Source organism: Paeniroseomonas aquatica (assembly GCF_030409335.1).
GTDB classification, from domain to species: Bacteria; Pseudomonadota; Alphaproteobacteria; order Acetobacterales; family Acetobacteraceae; genus Belnapia; species Belnapia aquatica.
On record NZ_JAUFPN010000144.1, the window covers coordinates 1 to 16,097 of the forward strand.

A 16,097-nucleotide genomic window follows, 5' to 3' on the forward strand; every position below is an offset into this window, starting at 1 on the left:
CCATTCTGTGGCTACGGTAAATGTCCACAGGACCTAGCCGAGAGCGCGATCGTCTGAGGTGGAATCACCGAAAGACGTGAATCGCGCGACAAAACGATAAGCTAGACCTCGACGGCGTGCGCCTTCAGGTCGTCGAGGCCGCAGATCTCCAGCGCGGCGATGTGGGTCGCCTCGAGCAGCACGCGGGGCGCCCGCCCGGACCGCCGGGCTTCCTCCCAGCGGGCGGCGCAGAGGCACCAGCGGTCCCCGGGCCGCAGCCCGGGGAAGCCGTATTCCGGCATCGGCGTGCTGAGGTCGTTGCCCCGGCCCTTGGAGAAGGCCAGGAATTCGGCGGTCAGTTCCACGCAGACCACGTGCAGCCCCAGGTCTTCCGGCCCGGTGTTGCAGCAGCCGTCGCGGTAGAAGCCGGTCAGCGGCGCGACCGAGCAGGGCAGCAGCGCCCCGCCCAGCACGTTGGTGGCCGGGGGTTGCCGCCCCGGCCCCTCGCGTCGCGGCCCCAGCCCGCCGTCGGGCATTTACGCCGCCGCCCGGATCGCCGCGGCCAGCACCGCCTCGCTCACCTCGCCCGAGAAGCCCTCGAAGTTCTTCTCGAAGCGGCCGACCAGATCCTTCGCGGTGCGGTCGTAGGCGGATTTGTCGGCCCAGGTGTTGCGCGGGTTCAGCACCTCGGCCGGCACGCCCGGCAGAGCCTTGGGGATCGAGAGGCCGAAGAAGGGGTCGGTCTCGAACTCCACCTTGGCCAGCGAGCCGTCCAGCGCCGCCCGCAGCAGGGCGCGGGTGTGCTTAATGGACATGCGCTTGCCAGTGCCATAGGCGCCGCCGGTCCAGCCGGTGTTCACCAGCCAGCAATCGGCGCCGTGGCGGTCGATCAGGTCGGACAGCAGCTTGCCGTAGACTTCCGGGTGGCGCGGCAGGAAGGGGGCGCCGAAGCAGGTGCTGAAGGTCGCCTGCGGCTCCTTGCCCAGGCCCTTCTCGGTGCCGGCGACGCGCGCCGTGTAGCCCGAGAGGAAGTGGTACATGGCCTGCGCCGCCGAGAGCTTGGAGATCGGCGGCAGCACGCCGAAGGCATCCGCGGTCAGCATGACCACGTTCTTCGGCAGCCCGGCGCGGCCGCCCTTGGCGATGTTCGGGATGAACTCCAGCGGGTAGCAGGCCCGGGTATTCTCGGTCAGCGAGCCATCCTCGAGGTCGAGGCTGCCGCGCGCATCGGCCACCACGTTCTCCAGCACCGCGCCGAAGCGGTGGCTGGCGTCCCAGATCTGCGGCTCGGCCTCGCGCGAGAGGCGGATGACCTTGGCGTAGCAGCCGCCCTCGAAGTTGAAGACGCCGGTATCCGACCAGCCATGCTCGTCGTCGCCGATCAGGCTCCGCTCCGGGTCGCTGCTCAGCGTGGTCTTGCCGGTGCCGGACAGGCCGAAGAACAGCGCGGTGTCGCCGCCCTTTCCGACATTGGCGCTGCAATGCATCGGCAGCACGCCCTTGGCCGGCAGCAGCCAGTTCATCACGGTGAAGATCGATTTCTTGATCTCGCCGGCATAGGAGGTGCCGGCGATCAGGATGGTCTTCTGCGCGAAGGACAGCGCGATGCAGGTGGTGGTACGGCAACCGTCGGTAGCCGGGTCGGCCTCGTATTCCGGCGCATGCAGGATGGTGAAGTCCGGCGCGAAGCCGGCCAGTTCCTCGACCGGCGGGCGGATGAACATGTTGCGAGCGAACAGCGCATGCCAGGCATTGGTGGTGACCAGCCGCACGCGGATGCGGTGCGCCGGGTCGGCGCCGGCATAGAGATCCTGGGTGAACAGCACCGGCCGGGCCCCGAGCCAGCTCCGGACCTTGGCGGAGAGGCCCTTGAACTTCTCCGGCGCCATCGGCTGGTTGATCTTGCCCCACCAGATCTGGTCGTGGACCTCCGGGTCGTCGACCACGAACTTGTCCTGCACGGAGCGGCCGGTATGCACCCCGGTCACCGCCATGAAGGCGCCTTCCGCCGAGAGGCGGCCCTCACCCCGCCGCAGCGCGTGCTCGTAGAGGCCGGCGGCGGTCAGGTTGGCATGGAGGGCATTGGCGTTGGCCACCCCAGTTCCAGCGAGGGCGGTCTCAGGCGCTGACATGCAGTTTCCTCCGGAGAATACGACAGTAAGACGCCCGGTCTGCGGGCGCCTCACCTATGACAGGATGCTATTCGGCTAGTTACACGGCCAAATTAGGGCGTGATGACAGCGTGGGTCAACGCGCCGGATTGCACATTGTTGATATATCGCGTCAACTCAAGCGCAAGCGGCCCTCGCGCGCGGCCCAGACGAGTTCTGTGCGGACCTGGCCGGCATCTGTCACCGGGGCCCGGAAGGCCAGTCGACAGACTGCCTCCCCAGATGGCTCCCCAGATGGCTCCCCGGCGGCGAGGTCGGCCCCGTCCACGTCGACCGCGACCATGCGCCAGTCCCCGGGCGCCCCGCCCAGCAGCCCGGTGGCGATCGCCGCCACCGCATCCGCGTGGTCGGCGTTCACATGGCCGATGATGTCCGCGGCCGCCGCGCCGATGGCCGCCACCGCGGCCGGGTCGGGCAGCAGCTCCGCCAGCCGGATCCGGCTGGCCCGGGCGAAGCCGCCGACCAGCAGGGCACCGCCGAGGCTGACCCGCCACAGGGCGAAGTCGCCGAAATCCGCGTAGAGCGCGGCATAGGGGTGCCGGGCCAGCCAGCGCGCCTTCAGCCCCGGCACCGCCTCGGCCGGGACCTCGGCGGCGATCCCGGTCAGGGTCACCCGCGGCGCGGTCTGCGGATTGGCGCCCTCCGGCGCGCCGGTGAAGAGCAGGGCGCAGCGCGGCTCCGCCCGCAGCTGCCGGGTATGCTCGGACAGCGAGGAGAGCAGCAGCAGCGGCGAGAAGTCGGCCGCCGCCGCCGGGGTCACCAGGCTGGCGAAGGGCTGGCCGCCCGCCTGGGTGGCCAGCGTGGCCGAAGCGGCGCCCCGGGCCAGGCAGCGCGCTTGGAAGGCAAGGTTCTCGGTCACCATCTCAATCCCGTGCGGGTTGTGCCACAATGCCGCACCATATGGGGCCGCAGAGTGCCCCGATGCCAGCGCCGGCCCACCCAGGGCCGGCCCCCTATCCTTGACCCGGCCATCCCTGACCCGGCGGAGACCCGACCAATGGCTGCCACGATCGCCCTGGTGGACGACGACCGCAACATCCTCACCTCCGTCTCCATGACGCTGGAACAGGAGGGCTTCACCGTCCGCACCTACACCGATGGCGAGAGCGCGCTCCAGGGACTGCTCGCCAAGCCGGCCGACCTCGCGGTGCTCGACATCAAGATGCCGCGGATGGACGGGATGGAGCTGCTGCAGCGGCTCCGCCAGCGCAGCGCCATGCCGGTGGTCTTCCTGACCAGCAAGGACGAGGAGGTCGACGAGCTGATGGGGCTGCGGCTCGGCGCCGACGACTACATCACCAAGCCCTTCAGCCAGCGGCTGCTGCTGGAGCGCATCCGCGCCCTGCTGCGCCGCAACGAGGCCTCCCGCGCCGAGGGCTCCGGCAGCCCGGCCGGCGGCGTGCTGGTGCGCGGCGACCTGGTGCTGGACGAGACCAAGCACACCTGCGTCTGGAAGGGCACCGACATCCAGCTGACCGTCACCGAATTCCTGCTGGTGAAGGCCATGGCGCTGCGGCCGGGCATGGTGAAGAACCGCGACCAGCTGATCGATGCCGCCTACGGCGAGAACATCTACGTCGACGACCGCACCATCGACAGCCACGTGAAGCGGGTGCGCAAGAAGTTCCGCGTGGCCGACGGCGAATTCGCCCAGATCGAGACGCTCTACGGCATCGGCTACCGCTACAAGGAGAGCTGAGGGACCCCGGCCCCGGCCTGCTGGCCGCCCTGGTGCGCCCGCCGGTAGGGATGCGCCGGGTAGGTCCCGAGCACCCGCAGCTCGCGCGAGAAGAAAGCCAGCTCCTCCAGCGCCCGGGCCACCGCCGGCTCCTCCGGGTGGCCGTCCACGTCGGCCAGGAATTGCGTCGCGGTGAACTCGCCGTCGAGCATGTAGCTCTCGAGCTTGCTCATGTTCACCCCGTTGGTGGCGAAGCCGCCGAGCGCCTTGTAGAGGGCGGCCGGGATGTTGCGGACGCGGAAGACGAAGCTGGTGACGCAATCCGGCGTGCCCGGGGCGGGCATCGCCGGCGCCGGGGCGCAGACGTAGAAGCGGGTGGTGTTGTGCGCCGCATCCTCGACGTTCCGCTGGAGGATCTCGAGCCCGTAGATCTCGGCGGCCAGGGCGCTGGCGATGGCCGCGTCCTCCACCCCGCCGCGCGCCGCGATGATCTCCGCCGCGCCGGCGGTATCCGCCTCGATCACCGGGACCAGCGAGAGCTCGCGCAGGATGTTCCGCACCTGGCCCAGCGCCACCGGATGGCTGTGCGCCCGCCTCAGGCTCGCCAGCGTCGCCCCGCGGGGCGCCAGCAGGCAGTGCTCCACCCGCTCGAAATGCTCCCCCACCACCGAGAGCCCGGAGTCCGGCAGCAGCCGGTGGATGTCAGGCACCCGGCCGGCGAGCGAGTTCTCGCAGGGCAGCATCGCCAGCCCGGCCTGGCCGCCGCGCACCGCATCCATCGCCGCCTCGAAGCTGGCGCAGGGCAGGGTCGTCCAGCCGGGATAGGCGGCGCGGCAGGCCAGGTCCGAATAGGCGCCGGGCAGGCCCTGGAAAGCGATTACGTCGGTCATCGTGCGCCGTTGCCATGAGGGTGCGCGGCTTCTAATCGACGCCTCGAGACGGCGCAAACCAGGGGATCACCGATGGATGCATTCATCGCCGCGGCCGAAGCCGCGGCCGAGGCCGCCGGCGCCGCCATCCGCCCGCTGTTCCGCAGCCCGCTGCTGGTCGAGGCCAAGGGCGACGCCAGCCCGGTCACCGCCGCCGACCGCGACGCCGAGCAGGCGATGCGCGCCGTCCTCGCCGGGCGCTTCCCCGACCATGGCATCTGGGGCGAGGAATTCGGCGCGGACCGGGCGGAGGCCGAGTACCTCTGGGTGCTCGACCCCATCGACGGCACCCGCGCCTTCGTCACCGGCCGGCCGCTGTTCGGCACGCTGATCGGCCTGCTGCACCGCGGCGTGCCGGTGCTCGGGCTGATCGACCAGCCCGGCATCGGCGAGCGCTGGATCGGCGCCCGGGGCCGTCCCACCACCTTCCGCTCGCCGCTCGGCGGCACCCCCGGCACCCGCGCCTGCGCCGGCCTCGCCGCCGCCGAGCTGTCCTGCACCAGCCCCGACATGTTCGCGCCGGGGGACCGCCCGGGCTTCGCCCGGCTGCGCGCCGCCGCCCGCCGGGTCACCTGGGGCGGCGACTGCTATGCCTATGGGCTGCTCGCCCTCGGGCTGGTCGACGTGGTCGCCGAAAGCACCATGAAGCCCTGGGACTGGGCGGCGCTGGTGCCGGTGGTCGAGGGCGCCGGCGGCCGGGTCACCGACTGGGCCGGCGCGCCGCTGACCCTGGAGAGCGACGGCCGGGTCCTGGCGGTGGGTGACCCGGGCCTGCTGCCCGAGGCGATCGCCCTGCTCGCCGGCTAGCACCGGCACCGGGCGGCCGGCATAACCCGGCAGGGCTGCCGGCGCGCGGTGCCGCCGGGCCGGAGCGGCACCGGTCACGGCAGATGGCCGTGCAGCAGCCAGCGCGGCGCCGCCGCCGCGCCGCTGCGGCAGACCCAGAGCCGGGTGCCCGAGGCGAGCTCCACCCGGTAGTAGTCGCGCCGCGGCACCTCCGGGCGGGCCCGCCACCATTCGGGCTCCAGCCGCAGCGGCCCCTCGGCCTGCAGCAGGCGATGCGCCGCGCCGCGCCAGCACAGCAAGGCCGGCGGCCCCTCCTCCGCCAGCAGCGCCACCGCCTCCAGCAGGGCCGGCCGGCGCAGCAGCAGCACGGGCTGCGGCAGGGCGGCCCAGCCCGCCGGCACCGCCGGGGAGGCGGCCTGCGGCGCCAGCGCGGCGACCATGTGCTCGGGCCAGTGGCTGGCCAGAGGGGCGACCCGCTGCACCTGCAGCCGCTGCCCCAGCCGGTCCAGCAGCTGCGCCAGGGCGACCGCCGCGACCGCCTCGTCCCCGCGTCCCCCGACCCGGAGGCCGGCCTGGATGCCGGCCGCCATGGGCTCCGTCGCCCAGGCCTCCAGCGCCATCCGCTCGAAGCCGAGATCCGGCTCCAGCCGTTCCAGCCGCCCGGCGAAGAGCCGCCGCAGGTGCCCCGGCTCCCGCGCCGGCAGGCTGGTGGTGACGACCAGCTCCTGCACCGCGCCATCCACCCGCCAGGCCGAGAGCATGGCCCGGCGCAGGCCGAGCCCGGCCTGCAGCAGGTCGCGGCACAGCGCCTCGAGCAGCTGGTCGAGCGCGGCATCGATGCCGGCGCGGGTGATGATCGGCTCCGGCAGCTCCCGCACGACCCGCAGCTCGGGCGGCGGCACGGCGGGGCGCAGCGGCGGCCGGTGCCGCCCCGCCACCGCGTCGAGGCGGTCCAGCACCGCCTGGCCGAAGCGCCGCGCCAGCGGCGCCCGCGGCAGGTCGAGCAGGTCCTGCACCTGCCGCAGGCCGAGGCGCGACAGCTCCCCCGCCAGGGCGGGCGGCAGGCGCAGGGCGCGGCCGAGCGGCAAGGGACCGGCCACCCTGGCCTCGATGCCGGAGACGGCGACCGGGTTGTCGGCCCTGGTCCGCGCCAGGGCGGCGCTGGTGGCGGCCGCCCCGGCCACCGCGCCCCGCGCCGCGAGGCCGAGGCGGCGCAGCCGCGCCAGCGCGTCCCGCAGCAGCGCCGCCTCCCCGCCCAGCAGGTGGGCGCAGCCGGTGATGTCGAGCAGCAGCCCGTCCGGCGGGTCGGTGGCGGTGATCGGGGTGTAGCGCCGCGCCCAGAGCGCCAGCCCGTGCAGCGCCCGGGCATCGCCGTCCGGATCGGCCGGGCGCAGCAGCAGCGCGGGCATGATGGCCTGGGCATCCGCCAGGGCCTGCCCGGGCAGCAGGCCGGCCGCCGCGGCCACCGGATCCACCGCCAGCAGCAGCCGGCGGCTGCCCAGGCTGGCCCAGGTGGCCAGCGGCAGGCCGGGCGGCAGGCCCGGCTCGGCCCGGCGGATCCGGTCGGTGGCGAGGTCGGGCAGGTGCAGGGCCAGGAAGCGCCCGGGCCGGCCGGGCTCCGTCATCCGGCGGTGCCGCGGGCCAGGCCTTCGCGGAACGGGGCGGGCGCGGCGTCCTCGAGCTGCAGCCGCCCGGTCGCGGCGTGCCAGGTCACGCTCCAGGGGCCGCCCGGCGCGCCGCCCTTCGCCCGCAGCAATTCCAGCCGCCAGCGCGGCTCGTCCAGCCCGCCCGCCGCCCCGGCCGGCAGGGACCCGACCCGCCAGCGGGTCGCGGCGGCGCTCGGCTCGGCCCTGGATTCGGCCCCGGAAAGCCCGGCATCGGGCCGCAGCAGCAGGCCGAAGGCCCCGCCCGCCTCCGCCGCCAGCTGCAGCCGCCGGGTCGCGGTCAGGTCCAGCCGGCCCTCGCCCGCCGCCCGGCCCGGGCTGGCGGCCAGCAGGGCGCCGCCGACGGCGGGGCAGCGGAGCGCCTCCTCCATCGCCCAGAGCGCGTCGCTCCACCGCTCCGCCCGGACCAGCACCAGGCTCGCCGGCGCCAGGCCGAAGCGCAGGAGGCCCGGCGGCCAGGCCAGCAGCCCCTCCCCCCCGCAGGCGATCCACAGGATGGTGCCCCGGGCGCGGGCCAGCAGCACGGCGCAGAAGGCCGCCCCGCCGCCGGGCGAGGCGGCCAGCACGTCATGGACCGCGGCGCGGGCGAGCCCGCCGCCCGGCAGCCCCATGCCCTCGCAGACCGGAATCGCCCCGAGGTCCTGCGGCGCCCGGCCGGACCCTTCCAGCCGGGCCACGCGGGACCGCAGGGCGGCGAGGACGGCGGCCTGGTCCAACGGGACCTCAGGCCCGGCCGGCGGCATGGCCCGGCACCCCGGCCTGCCCCGCGGGCGGCGGGCCTGGCCGGGCCCGGGTGGCCTGGAGTCGGATGGGGGAGCGCTGCATCGTCGCCGACGATGACGAAGCATTTCGAACAAATCAAGAACAAAACCCTGCCGAAACCGCTTGGCGCCGGGGCCGCGCCGTCCCGGTGGGGGCGGACGACGGGCGGCTCGCCAGGCCCGGCCCGGTCCGCCATTGTCCCGGTCCCCGCAACACCTGACCGGCAAGCCCCCGATGCCCGACCTGTTCAGCCCCTACACGCTCAAGGGCGTCACCCTCCGCAACCGCATCGCGATGTCGCCCATGACCATGTACCGGTCGGTGGACGGCCGGATGGGCGACTACCACCTCATGCTGCTCGGCTCGCGCGCCGCCGGCGGCTTCGGCCTGGTCTTCCCCGAGCAGATCGCCATCACCCCCGACGGCCGCACCGGCACCTGCTGCGCCGGCCTCTGGGACGACGCCCAGGTCGAGGGCCTGGCGCGGATCTGCGCCCTGGTGAAGGAGATGGGCGCCGTCCCCGCCATCCAGCTCGGCCATACCGGGCGCAAGGGCAGCGAGCAGAAGCCCTGGGAGGGCAAGCGGCAGATCGCCCCGGACCACCCCGATGGCTGGCAGGTGCGCGGCCCCTCCGCCCTCCCCTACGGCGGCCGCTATACCTACCCGGTGCAGGAACTGAGCATCCCCGAGATCCACGCCCTGCACCGCGCCTACGCGGATGCCGCGCGGCGGGCGCTCGCGGCCGGCTTCGAGTGGCTGGAGATGCATTTCGCCCATGGCTACCTCGGCGCGAGCTTCTTCTCGCCGCTCGCCAACCAGCGGACCGATGCCTACGGCGGCAGCCTGGAGAATCGCCTCCGCTTCCACCGCGAGGCGATGGACGCGGTGCGCGCGGTCTGGCCGGAGCGGCTGCCGCTGACCATGCGGCTCGGCTCGGACGACTTCCACCCGGACGGGGTGCAGTTCGACGATGCCGTCTGGGCCGTGGGTGAGTTGAAGCGGCACGGGCTGGACCTCGCCGACCTCAGCCTCGGGATGAACACCGACGACCTGCGCGAGCCGCCCTTCTCCCAGGCCGCCTTCATGGTGGAGCGGGGCAGCCGCGTTCGGCGCGAATGCGGCATCCCGGTCGCGGTCAGCTGGAACCTCGGCACGCCGGCGATCGCCGACCGGGTGATCCGCGAGGAGCTGGTCGACCTGGTCTTCCTCGGCCGCCCGGCGCTCGCCAACCCGCACTGGCCGGTCTGGGCCGCGCGGGAGCTGGCGCAGGACGACCCCTTCTCGCTGCTGCCGCAGGACTGGTCCTGGTGGCTGCACAACCGCCCGGGCTCGGAGAACTCGCATGGCTGGCCGGCCCCCGCGGCCAGCCGCTAGGCGGCCGCGGGGATCGCCGCCCGCCGGGCCTCACTCGACCCGGACCGCCAGCTCGGCGGCGACGACGCGGCTGGCGCCGATGCCCTGGAAGGCCCGGTCGGGATCCTCCGCCAGCGCCGGCGGCAGCCGCGCGCCCTGGCCGGCGAGCAGCGCCGGCGGCAGCTCCGCGCTGATGTCCCGGTCGGCCAGCCAGCAGCGGATGCGCTCCAGCCCGGCCGGTCCCGCAGGGAAGGCGACGCCGCGGCGCGGCAGGGCGACGGTGGCCGGGGCGGTGCCGGGCCAGCGGGCGCCGTCGATGGCGCCCGCCGGGAAGACCGGCAGCGCCATCCCGTCGCTGCGCCGGGTGACGCAGTAGAGCCAGCCGTCGGTATTCGCCATGACCTCGACCGCGATGGTCTCGCCCCGCCGGGCCGTCGCGCCGTGGCCGCCGTCGAGCCACAGCTCCGGCGGCAGGATCGCGCGGGCGAGACGGCGCAGGCCGACCTCGTACTGCTCGCGGCAGCCCAGCAGGATGCCGGCGGCGATGCTGGCGGCATCCGCCGGGTTGCCGCCGGGCAGCGCATGGAAGGTCAGCGTCGACTGCGGCCGCCCCGCCACGACGACCTCGAAGCGGTCGCCGTCCTCGATCGGCACGTCGCCCGGCCATTCGATCCGCGACAGGTCCTGCGGCCAGCCGAGCCGGCGCAGGCTGCCGCGTCGGCGCAGCGCGATGTCCGCCGGCCCGGCCTGCGTCCGCTGCAGCCAGACGGTATCGGCGGCGCCGAGGCAATAGGTGCCGGACCGCTGCACGTCGACCGCGACCTCCTGCGGCACCGGCCGGCGCGCGGCCGGCAGCGTCGCCCGCGTGCCGCCGATGGCGCTGGCGTCGATGCCGCGCAGCCGCAGCGCCTCGGCCAGCGCCACGGCGGATCCCGCCTCGCGCTCCGGCGCCGCGGCGCGGTCGAGCGCCGTCTCGAGCGGCCCGCGCAGCCGCAGCACCTGGCCCGAGCGCAGCAGCAGCGTGATGCTGGCACCTTCCGGCACCAGCAGGCGGTCGCTCGCCGTGATCACCATGCCCTGGCCGTAGCCCGGCGCGGTCGAGGCCAGCAGCACCGCATCCGGCGCCGCCAGCGCCGCACTGCCGTACAGCAGCGATGCCGCCATCATCCAGAGAGAGAGCCGCATGGTCGCCTCCTTCGAATACGCAGGCAGGCTAGGCCGGCGCCGTCGCGCGGCCTGTGGCGCAGGCCACAATCCGGCCGCGCCGCCGGGACGATGCCGGAGATTTTTGTTGTAGGAAGGCTATACAAGGTTGTCGACTTCGTCACTGCCGGACGGGTGACGTCGGGGGAGACGCGATGATGCCGAAGCGCCGCCTGCTTGCAATCGCCACGAGCCTGCTGCTGCTGGCGCCAGCCGCCTACGCGCAGCTCCGCACGATGCCGGAGACGGCGCGCGTCTACATCCTGTGGCCCAGCGACGGCCAGGTGATCCGCGGCGCCTTCTGGGTGCGCATGGGCCTGGCGGATGCGGGCATCGCGCCGGCGGGCGTCGAGAAGGCCAATACCGGCCACCATCACCTGCTGATCGACGTGGACCTGCCGCCGCTCGACCAGCCCATCCCGAACGACCGCAACCACCTGCATTTCGGCCTGGGCCAGACCGAGGCGCGCATCGACCTGCCGCCCGGCCGCCACACGCTGCAACTGCTGCTCGGCGACGAGACCCATACCCCGCACCAGCCGCCGCTCCATTCCCGGCGCATCACCGTCACCGTCACGCCCTGACCCGGATCCTGCAAAGGGGACACTGATGCCCGTCCTGCGCCGCCTGCTGCTGCTCACCCCGGCCCTGACCCTGGCGGCACGCCATGCCCTCGCCCAGGGCGGCACGCACGACCACGCCGCCGCGACGCCCGCCGCGGCCAGCCAGGGCCGGGCCAAGGCGCCGCGCGATGCCTATGTCTACATCGGCTGGCCGCAGGACGGGCAGGTGATCAACGGCACCCGCTTCAAGGTCTGGTTCGGCACCCGCAATTTCGGCGTCGCGCCGGCCGGGGTCGCCACGCCGAACACCGGGCACCACCACCTGCTGGTCGATACGCCGATGCCCCCGCTCGACCAGCCGATCCCGAACGACCGCAACCACCTGCATTTCGGCCTGGGCCAGACCGAGACCATGCTCGAGCTGCCGCCGGGAACCCATACCTTGCAGCTGGTCATGGGCGATGCCGACCACGTGCCGCACGACCCGCCCGTCACCTCCCGCCGCATCACCATCCAGGTGCGCCCCGGCCGCGCCGTGCCGCCGCCGCCGCCCGCGCCGCCGCAATAGCTCACTCCAGCGCGCGGGCGACGCGGAAGCCGTTGGACTGGTATCGCACCGGCGCGTCGTAGAAGTTGCGGGCGACCGGCAGGATGTCGTCGCGGCCGGAGCGGAAGGACCCGCCGCGCAGCACCCGCTTCATGCAGCCACCGATCTCGCGCGCCGTGCCGTCCAGCGGGGCGCCCTGGTAGTTCGGCGCCCAGCAATCCTGCACCCATTGCGCGACGCCGCCGAGCATGCCGTGCAGGCCGAAGCCATTCGGCTGGAAGCGGTCCACCGGCAGCGGGCCGCGCGGATTCTGCTCGCCGCCGCAGTCCGCGCAATTGGCCTGGGCGACGCCGGGCTGGTCGCCCCACCAGTAGCGTGTGGTCGTGCCGGCGCGCGCGGCATATTCCCATTCGGCCTCGGTCGGCAGCCGGTAGGCCCGGCCGGTGCTGCGCGTGAGCCAGGCCGCGTAGCTGCGGGCATCGTCCCAGCTGACGTTGTGCAGCGGCGTCGCCGGCTCCGCCACCATCAGCCGCGGCAGCGGGCCGCAGCCGCCCTGGGCCTGGCAGGCCTGCCACTCCGCCACCGTCACCGGGAACTGGCCGAGGGCGAAGCCCGGCACCGTGACCCGGCGCACCGGCAGGGCGGCGCTGTCGCGGGCGCCCTGGCCCATCAGGAAGCTGCCGGGCGGCAGCCGCACCATCCAGGGGCAGTCCGGGCAGTCCTGGAAATAGCGCTCCCCCGTGGCGGCCGGCGCCGGGGCAGGCACCGGGAAGGCGCGCTGCGGCTCGGCCGGCACCGCCGGGGAGGGCGGCGGCGCGGGACGCACCGGCGGCGGCGCGGGCTGCACCATGGCGAGCCGTTCCGGCGCGGCGGGGCGCTCCGCCGGGGCGGGGCGCGGCACGGGGGCGGGGCGCTCCGCCGCCGCGGCGGCCACCGGCCCGGGCGGGCCGGCCAATTCCTCCCGCCGTTGCCGGGCGACGCCGGCATAGCGGGAATTCGGGTAGAAGCGGAGGAAGGCGTCGATGTCCTCCGCCTTGCCGGCGGCTCGCAGCCGGTCCCAGAGCGCCGCCTCGGCCAGCTGCCCGGCCGCCTCCGCGGCATCCATCACCTCGATCTCGAGCGCGGTCTCCGCCCGCCCGCCGCGGCCGTCCTCCACCGCATAGGCGAGGCTGCCGGCGGGGCCGCTGAAGCCCGGCTCGGGCAGGAAGACCAGCCCGCCCAGCTCCTCCGGCCGCAGCCGGTCGCCGGGGCGCAGCGCGGCGGCGCCGTTGCGGACCAGGCCGCGCGGCAGGCCCTGGACGATGACCGCCAGGGCGTCCCCGTCCGGGTCCTCCGGCCGGGCGATCTCCAGCGGGCCGGTGTAGATCCGCAGCCGCCGCGTGGCCTCCACGGTCGGCGGGCGGTTGGAGGCGATGACGCTGATCGGCAGGCTTCCCATCACGCTGCCGCCGCGGCCGTCCTCGACCAGGATGTCGAGCGTGCCGACCGGCCCCAGCACCTTGCCCTCCGGCTTGTAGGTGGCGCTGGCGAAGCGGTCGGCGGCGAAGACCGCGCCGGGGGTGACCAGGCGGCCGTCGATCCGCACCTCCCCCGAGCGCGGCAGGCCGGTGATGCGGATCGACATCGGGTCCTGGTCCGGGTCGGTCGGCCTGGCGATCGGCAGGGCGGTCGGCCCGGCGGTGTCGCGCACCTCGAGCGCCGGGATGCCGGCCAGCAGCGGCGGCCGGTTCGGCGGCCGGGGGTAGAAGTAGAAGGGCTCGGCGCCGAGCGAGCTGAAGATGAAGGGCTCCTGCCGGTTGCCGGTGGCGCGCAGCACGGTGTCGCGCACGCTGCGGAAGAACAGGCTGAGCTCCAGCCCGGGGATCTGGAAATGCGCCAGCAGGGCCTCGGCGAAGGGGCTGTGGCTGCCGCTGCCATCCTCGGCGATCTGGTCGGCCTTGGTCGCCATGACCACCAGCGTGTTGCGCGGCACGTTGTCGACGCGGGCCAGGCCCGGGCTGGTGGCGCCGCGGCCGGCGATGGTCATGGAGCGCGACATGCGGTCGACGAAGGGGTTGTTGCGGCAGGCATCGAGCAGCACGATGCCGAGCCGCGCGGCCTGCGACGCCTCGCCCAGCAGCAGCTCCAGCGGCAGCGCCTCGTACAGCAGGTCGCGCTCGCGCTCGAGCTTCGCGTCGGCGGGCAGCAGGTAATTCTCCCGCCCCACCTGCACGCCATGCCCGGCGTAGTAGACCAGCGCCACGTCGGCGCGCTGCGCCCGGATGCCGAATTCGCGCAAGGCGCGGGTGATGCGACGGAAATCGGGGTCGAGCACCTCCTCGACCTCGAAGTTGAGCCGGCGCAGGGATTCGCCGATCGACCGCGCATCCCCCACCGGATTGGCCAGCTGCGGCGCCGATTGATAGGCGCCGACGCCGATGACCAGCGCCACCCGCCGCTCGGGCGGCGCCGGCTGGGCCGGCCCCACCACCGGGATCAGCACCAGGAGCAAAGCCAGCCGAAAGACCAGGGCGGAGAAGACCGGGGCGGAGAAGACCGGGGCAGGCAGGCCGCCATGCGTCATCGTGTCACCTCGATCATGATGCGGGCATCGGTCAGCCGCACGCCCGGGATCGCCTGGAAGCGGCCGAGGATATCCTCCATGCGGCGCACCGGCAGCGGCTCCAGGTCCTGGCGCTTCAACTCGGCCGGCAGCAGCAGCCCCACCTCGCGGTCGGCGGCGAGGCAGGCGACCTGCTCGGGGGCGCCGGGCGTCTCGAAGCGGATGCTGAAGGCGCCGGCGGGCGGCACCTGCACCTGGGCATTGCCGGCGACGAAGGCATCGGGCTGGAAGCGGTTCGGATAGATGCGGGAGATGTCGCCGCCGCCGTCCTGGTAGTAGCAGTAGACGAAGGCATCCTGGGACGGCTGCAGCCGCAGGGTCATGCTCTCGTTCACCCGGTAGCTCGGGCGGCCCCGCGTCGTCGCCAGCATCAGCCGCGGCGCCGCGGCGGCGGGCGCCGGCTCGGGCAGGCTCGCGGCAACCGGCGTGGCGGGGGCCTGGCTGCGGGCCTGGCCAGTGGTCTGCCCAGTGGCCTGGCTGCTGGCCAGCAGGCGGTAGTAGAGTTCGAAATCCACCCGCCCGCTGGGCACCAGATCGGCATCCGCCTGGTAGCGGGCGATCGCCGGGGACAGGTCGCGGCTGCCGGGCTGCAGATGGCCGGTCCGGATCAGCGCGGCCTCGACGAAGCTGTTGCGCTCGCCGGGCGGCATCAGGTCGAACCACTGCCGCGCCTCGCGCCGGAAGGCGGGGTTGGTCGGCTCGATCGAGAGGCATTCCCAGTAGGGCACCCGGGCCAGCTTGCCGAGCACCTCGATGGTCGAGAGCTCGACCAGGTTGCGCACCGCCTGGGCGAAGCCCTCGGACTTGTCGAGCGAGACGCTGAAGGACAGGCCCGCCTTGCCGATCAGCCCGCCGACATCGGCGCCGCGGCCGGAGCGCACCACGGCGATCGAATTGTTCGCCGACAGGCCCGGCAGGATCTGCCGCGTCACCAGCCGGCCGACGTTGAGGTCCATCGAGACCACCGAGACCACCTGGTCGCTGGAGACGCCGAGGTCGATGCGGGCCAGCGACAGGCTGGCGCCCTGCGAGGAGGAGAGCACGCTGCTGTCGAGCTGGGTGATGGCGCCGCGGATGTAGTAGCTCGGCGCCACGAAGTCGTTGCGCAGCCCGACCAATTCGGACAGCACCTGTACGTCGAGCTGGGTGATGTCGTAGTCGACGAAGCGGAAGGCGTTGCTGCGCGCCGACATGCGGGAGACGGCGCTGATGAACATCTCCTTGGTGCCGGCGGCGATCAGCCCGGTGGCATCGGGGATGCCGGCCGTGGTGATGTAGATGTCGCGCTTGCCATTCGCCTCGAACATCGCGTCCATGCAGCGCAGGGCTTCGCTGAAGCTGCCGATGTTGCGCACCGCCGCGGTGCGCGGCTGCTGCGCGTCGAAGCTGGTCTCCGGCCGCGGGTGGCAGCCGCCGAGCAGCAGCAGCCCGGCCGCCAGGGCCCATCGAAGGCGTCGCCCCGTCCTCATCGCATCCCGCACCATGGCACGCTCCTGTCACTCGGAGCGGCGCCACCGATGGCGCCTCTGCCGGCACCGCACCGGCGGCCTGACCCCGAACCGATACCAGAAAGGCGAGCAGGGAAAGGGAAAGGCTGTGCATTGGCACACAACTGTCGCGCAATTCTGGGTGAAGCCCGCTGAGTGCGGCACGTCGCATGGCATGACACAGAACTCGGCATGAACGGTGTTGCGGGAGGCCACGAGTTCCACCGGAGATTTCAGGCGCGAAAAGCGTGGATCCTGTGGCCTGGCTCACATCGGGGTTGGGCGGGGCTGGGTAGGGTCCGTCCTGTCGATGAGCGACATCGCCGGGGCCCGTGGGGCACGGCGCCGCAGCCCAGAAGGAGCCAGTCCCATG

General features: G+C 73.8%; 14 protein-coding genes. 5 read left to right on the forward strand and 9 right to left on the reverse strand.

The features are described from left to right. Nucleotides 1-101: 101 nt before the first annotated feature. The 3 genes from QWZ14_RS13260 to QWZ14_RS13270 all read right to left on the reverse strand — a co-directional run bounded on the left by QWZ14_RS13260 (nt 102) and on the right by QWZ14_RS13270 (nt 3,009). The gene (locus QWZ14_RS13260) at nt 102-515 is read right to left on the reverse strand and encodes a DUF2237 family protein (RefSeq protein WP_290317157.1); all 414 of its coding nucleotides are present in this window, start codon (nt 513-515) and stop codon (nt 102-104) included. Then, a complete protein-coding gene (locus QWZ14_RS13265) occupies nt 516-2,111 on the reverse strand; it encodes a phosphoenolpyruvate carboxykinase (protein WP_290317158.1) in 1,596 nt (531 codons plus the stop codon). A gap of 151 nt (nt 2,112-2,262) precedes the next feature. Next, nucleotides 2,263-3,009: a HugZ family pyridoxamine 5'-phosphate oxidase gene (locus tag QWZ14_RS13270; protein ID WP_290317159.1), complete on the reverse strand. Its 747-nt coding sequence runs from the start codon at nt 3,007-3,009 to the stop codon at nt 2,263-2,265. 138 nt (nt 3,010-3,147) lie between these two features. On the opposite strand from QWZ14_RS13270, the gene QWZ14_RS13275 reads away from it, so the two are divergent. Continuing rightward, a complete protein-coding gene (locus tag QWZ14_RS13275; protein WP_290317160.1) occupies nt 3,148-3,849 on the forward strand; it encodes a response regulator transcription factor in 702 nt (233 codons plus the stop codon). On the opposite strand, the gene QWZ14_RS13280 is transcribed toward QWZ14_RS13275, so the two are convergent. Further along, nucleotides 3,834-4,718, reverse strand: a complete 885-nt coding sequence (locus QWZ14_RS13280; RefSeq protein ID WP_290317161.1) for a prephenate dehydratase — start codon at nt 4,716-4,718, stop codon at nt 3,834-3,836. The genes QWZ14_RS13275 and QWZ14_RS13280 overlap by 16 nt on opposite strands. A 72-nt stretch (nt 4,719-4,790) precedes the next feature. Here QWZ14_RS13280 and QWZ14_RS13285 point away from each other — a divergent pair, with 72 nt between their 5' ends. After that, nucleotides 4,791-5,564, forward strand: coding sequence for an inositol monophosphatase family protein (locus QWZ14_RS13285; protein WP_290317162.1), 774 nt, complete (start codon nt 4,791-4,793; stop codon nt 5,562-5,564). Between the two features lie 74 nt (nt 5,565-5,638). Here the strand turns inward: QWZ14_RS13285 and QWZ14_RS13290 are convergent, their stop codons facing one another. Beyond that, nucleotides 5,639-7,168 carry a Y-family DNA polymerase gene (locus QWZ14_RS13290; protein WP_290317163.1) on the reverse strand — a complete coding sequence of 510 codons (1,530 nt, stop codon included), beginning with the start codon at nt 7,166-7,168 and terminating at the stop codon, nt 5,639-5,641. Beyond that, a complete protein-coding gene (locus tag QWZ14_RS13295; protein WP_290317164.1) occupies nt 7,165-7,923 on the reverse strand; it encodes an ImuA family protein in 759 nt (252 codons plus the stop codon). The genes QWZ14_RS13290 and QWZ14_RS13295 overlap by 4 nt, the downstream gene beginning before the upstream one ends. Before the next feature lie 280 nt (nt 7,924-8,203). On the opposite strand from QWZ14_RS13295, the gene QWZ14_RS13300 reads away from it, so the two are divergent. Then, nucleotides 8,204-9,343, forward strand: coding sequence for an oxidoreductase (locus QWZ14_RS13300; RefSeq protein ID WP_290317166.1), 1,140 nt, complete (start codon nt 8,204-8,206; stop codon nt 9,341-9,343). Nucleotides 9,344-9,373: 30 nt separating this feature from the next. On the opposite strand, the gene QWZ14_RS13305 is transcribed toward QWZ14_RS13300, so the two are convergent. Beyond that, entirely contained in the window at nt 9,374-10,507 is a 1,134-nt protein-coding gene (locus tag QWZ14_RS13305; protein WP_290317167.1) for a hypothetical protein, read from the reverse strand. 176 nt (nt 10,508-10,683) lie between these two features. On the opposite strand from QWZ14_RS13305, the gene QWZ14_RS13310 reads away from it, so the two are divergent. Then, nucleotides 10,684-11,109: a DUF4399 domain-containing protein gene (locus QWZ14_RS13310; protein WP_290317168.1), complete on the forward strand. Its 426-nt coding sequence runs from the start codon at nt 10,684-10,686 to the stop codon at nt 11,107-11,109. A gap of 25 nt (nt 11,110-11,134) precedes the next feature. Continuing rightward, nucleotides 11,135-11,656, forward strand: a complete 522-nt coding sequence (locus QWZ14_RS13315) for a DUF4399 domain-containing protein (protein WP_290317169.1) — start codon at nt 11,135-11,137, stop codon at nt 11,654-11,656. Nucleotide 11,657: 1 nt separating this feature from the next. On the opposite strand, the gene QWZ14_RS13320 is transcribed toward QWZ14_RS13315, so the two are convergent. Together QWZ14_RS13320 and QWZ14_RS13325 are read right to left on the reverse strand one after the other, a co-directional pair. Further along, the gene (locus QWZ14_RS13320) at nt 11,658-14,198 is read right to left on the reverse strand and encodes an SUMF1/EgtB/PvdO family nonheme iron enzyme (RefSeq protein WP_290317172.1); all 2,541 of its coding nucleotides are present in this window, start codon (nt 14,196-14,198) and stop codon (nt 11,658-11,660) included. Next, a complete protein-coding gene (locus tag QWZ14_RS13325; protein ID WP_290317173.1) occupies nt 14,195-15,721 on the reverse strand; it encodes a DUF4384 domain-containing protein in 1,527 nt (508 codons plus the stop codon). Before QWZ14_RS13325 ends, QWZ14_RS13320 begins: the two co-directional genes overlap by 4 nt. Between the last annotated feature and the right edge of the window lie 376 nt (nt 15,722-16,097).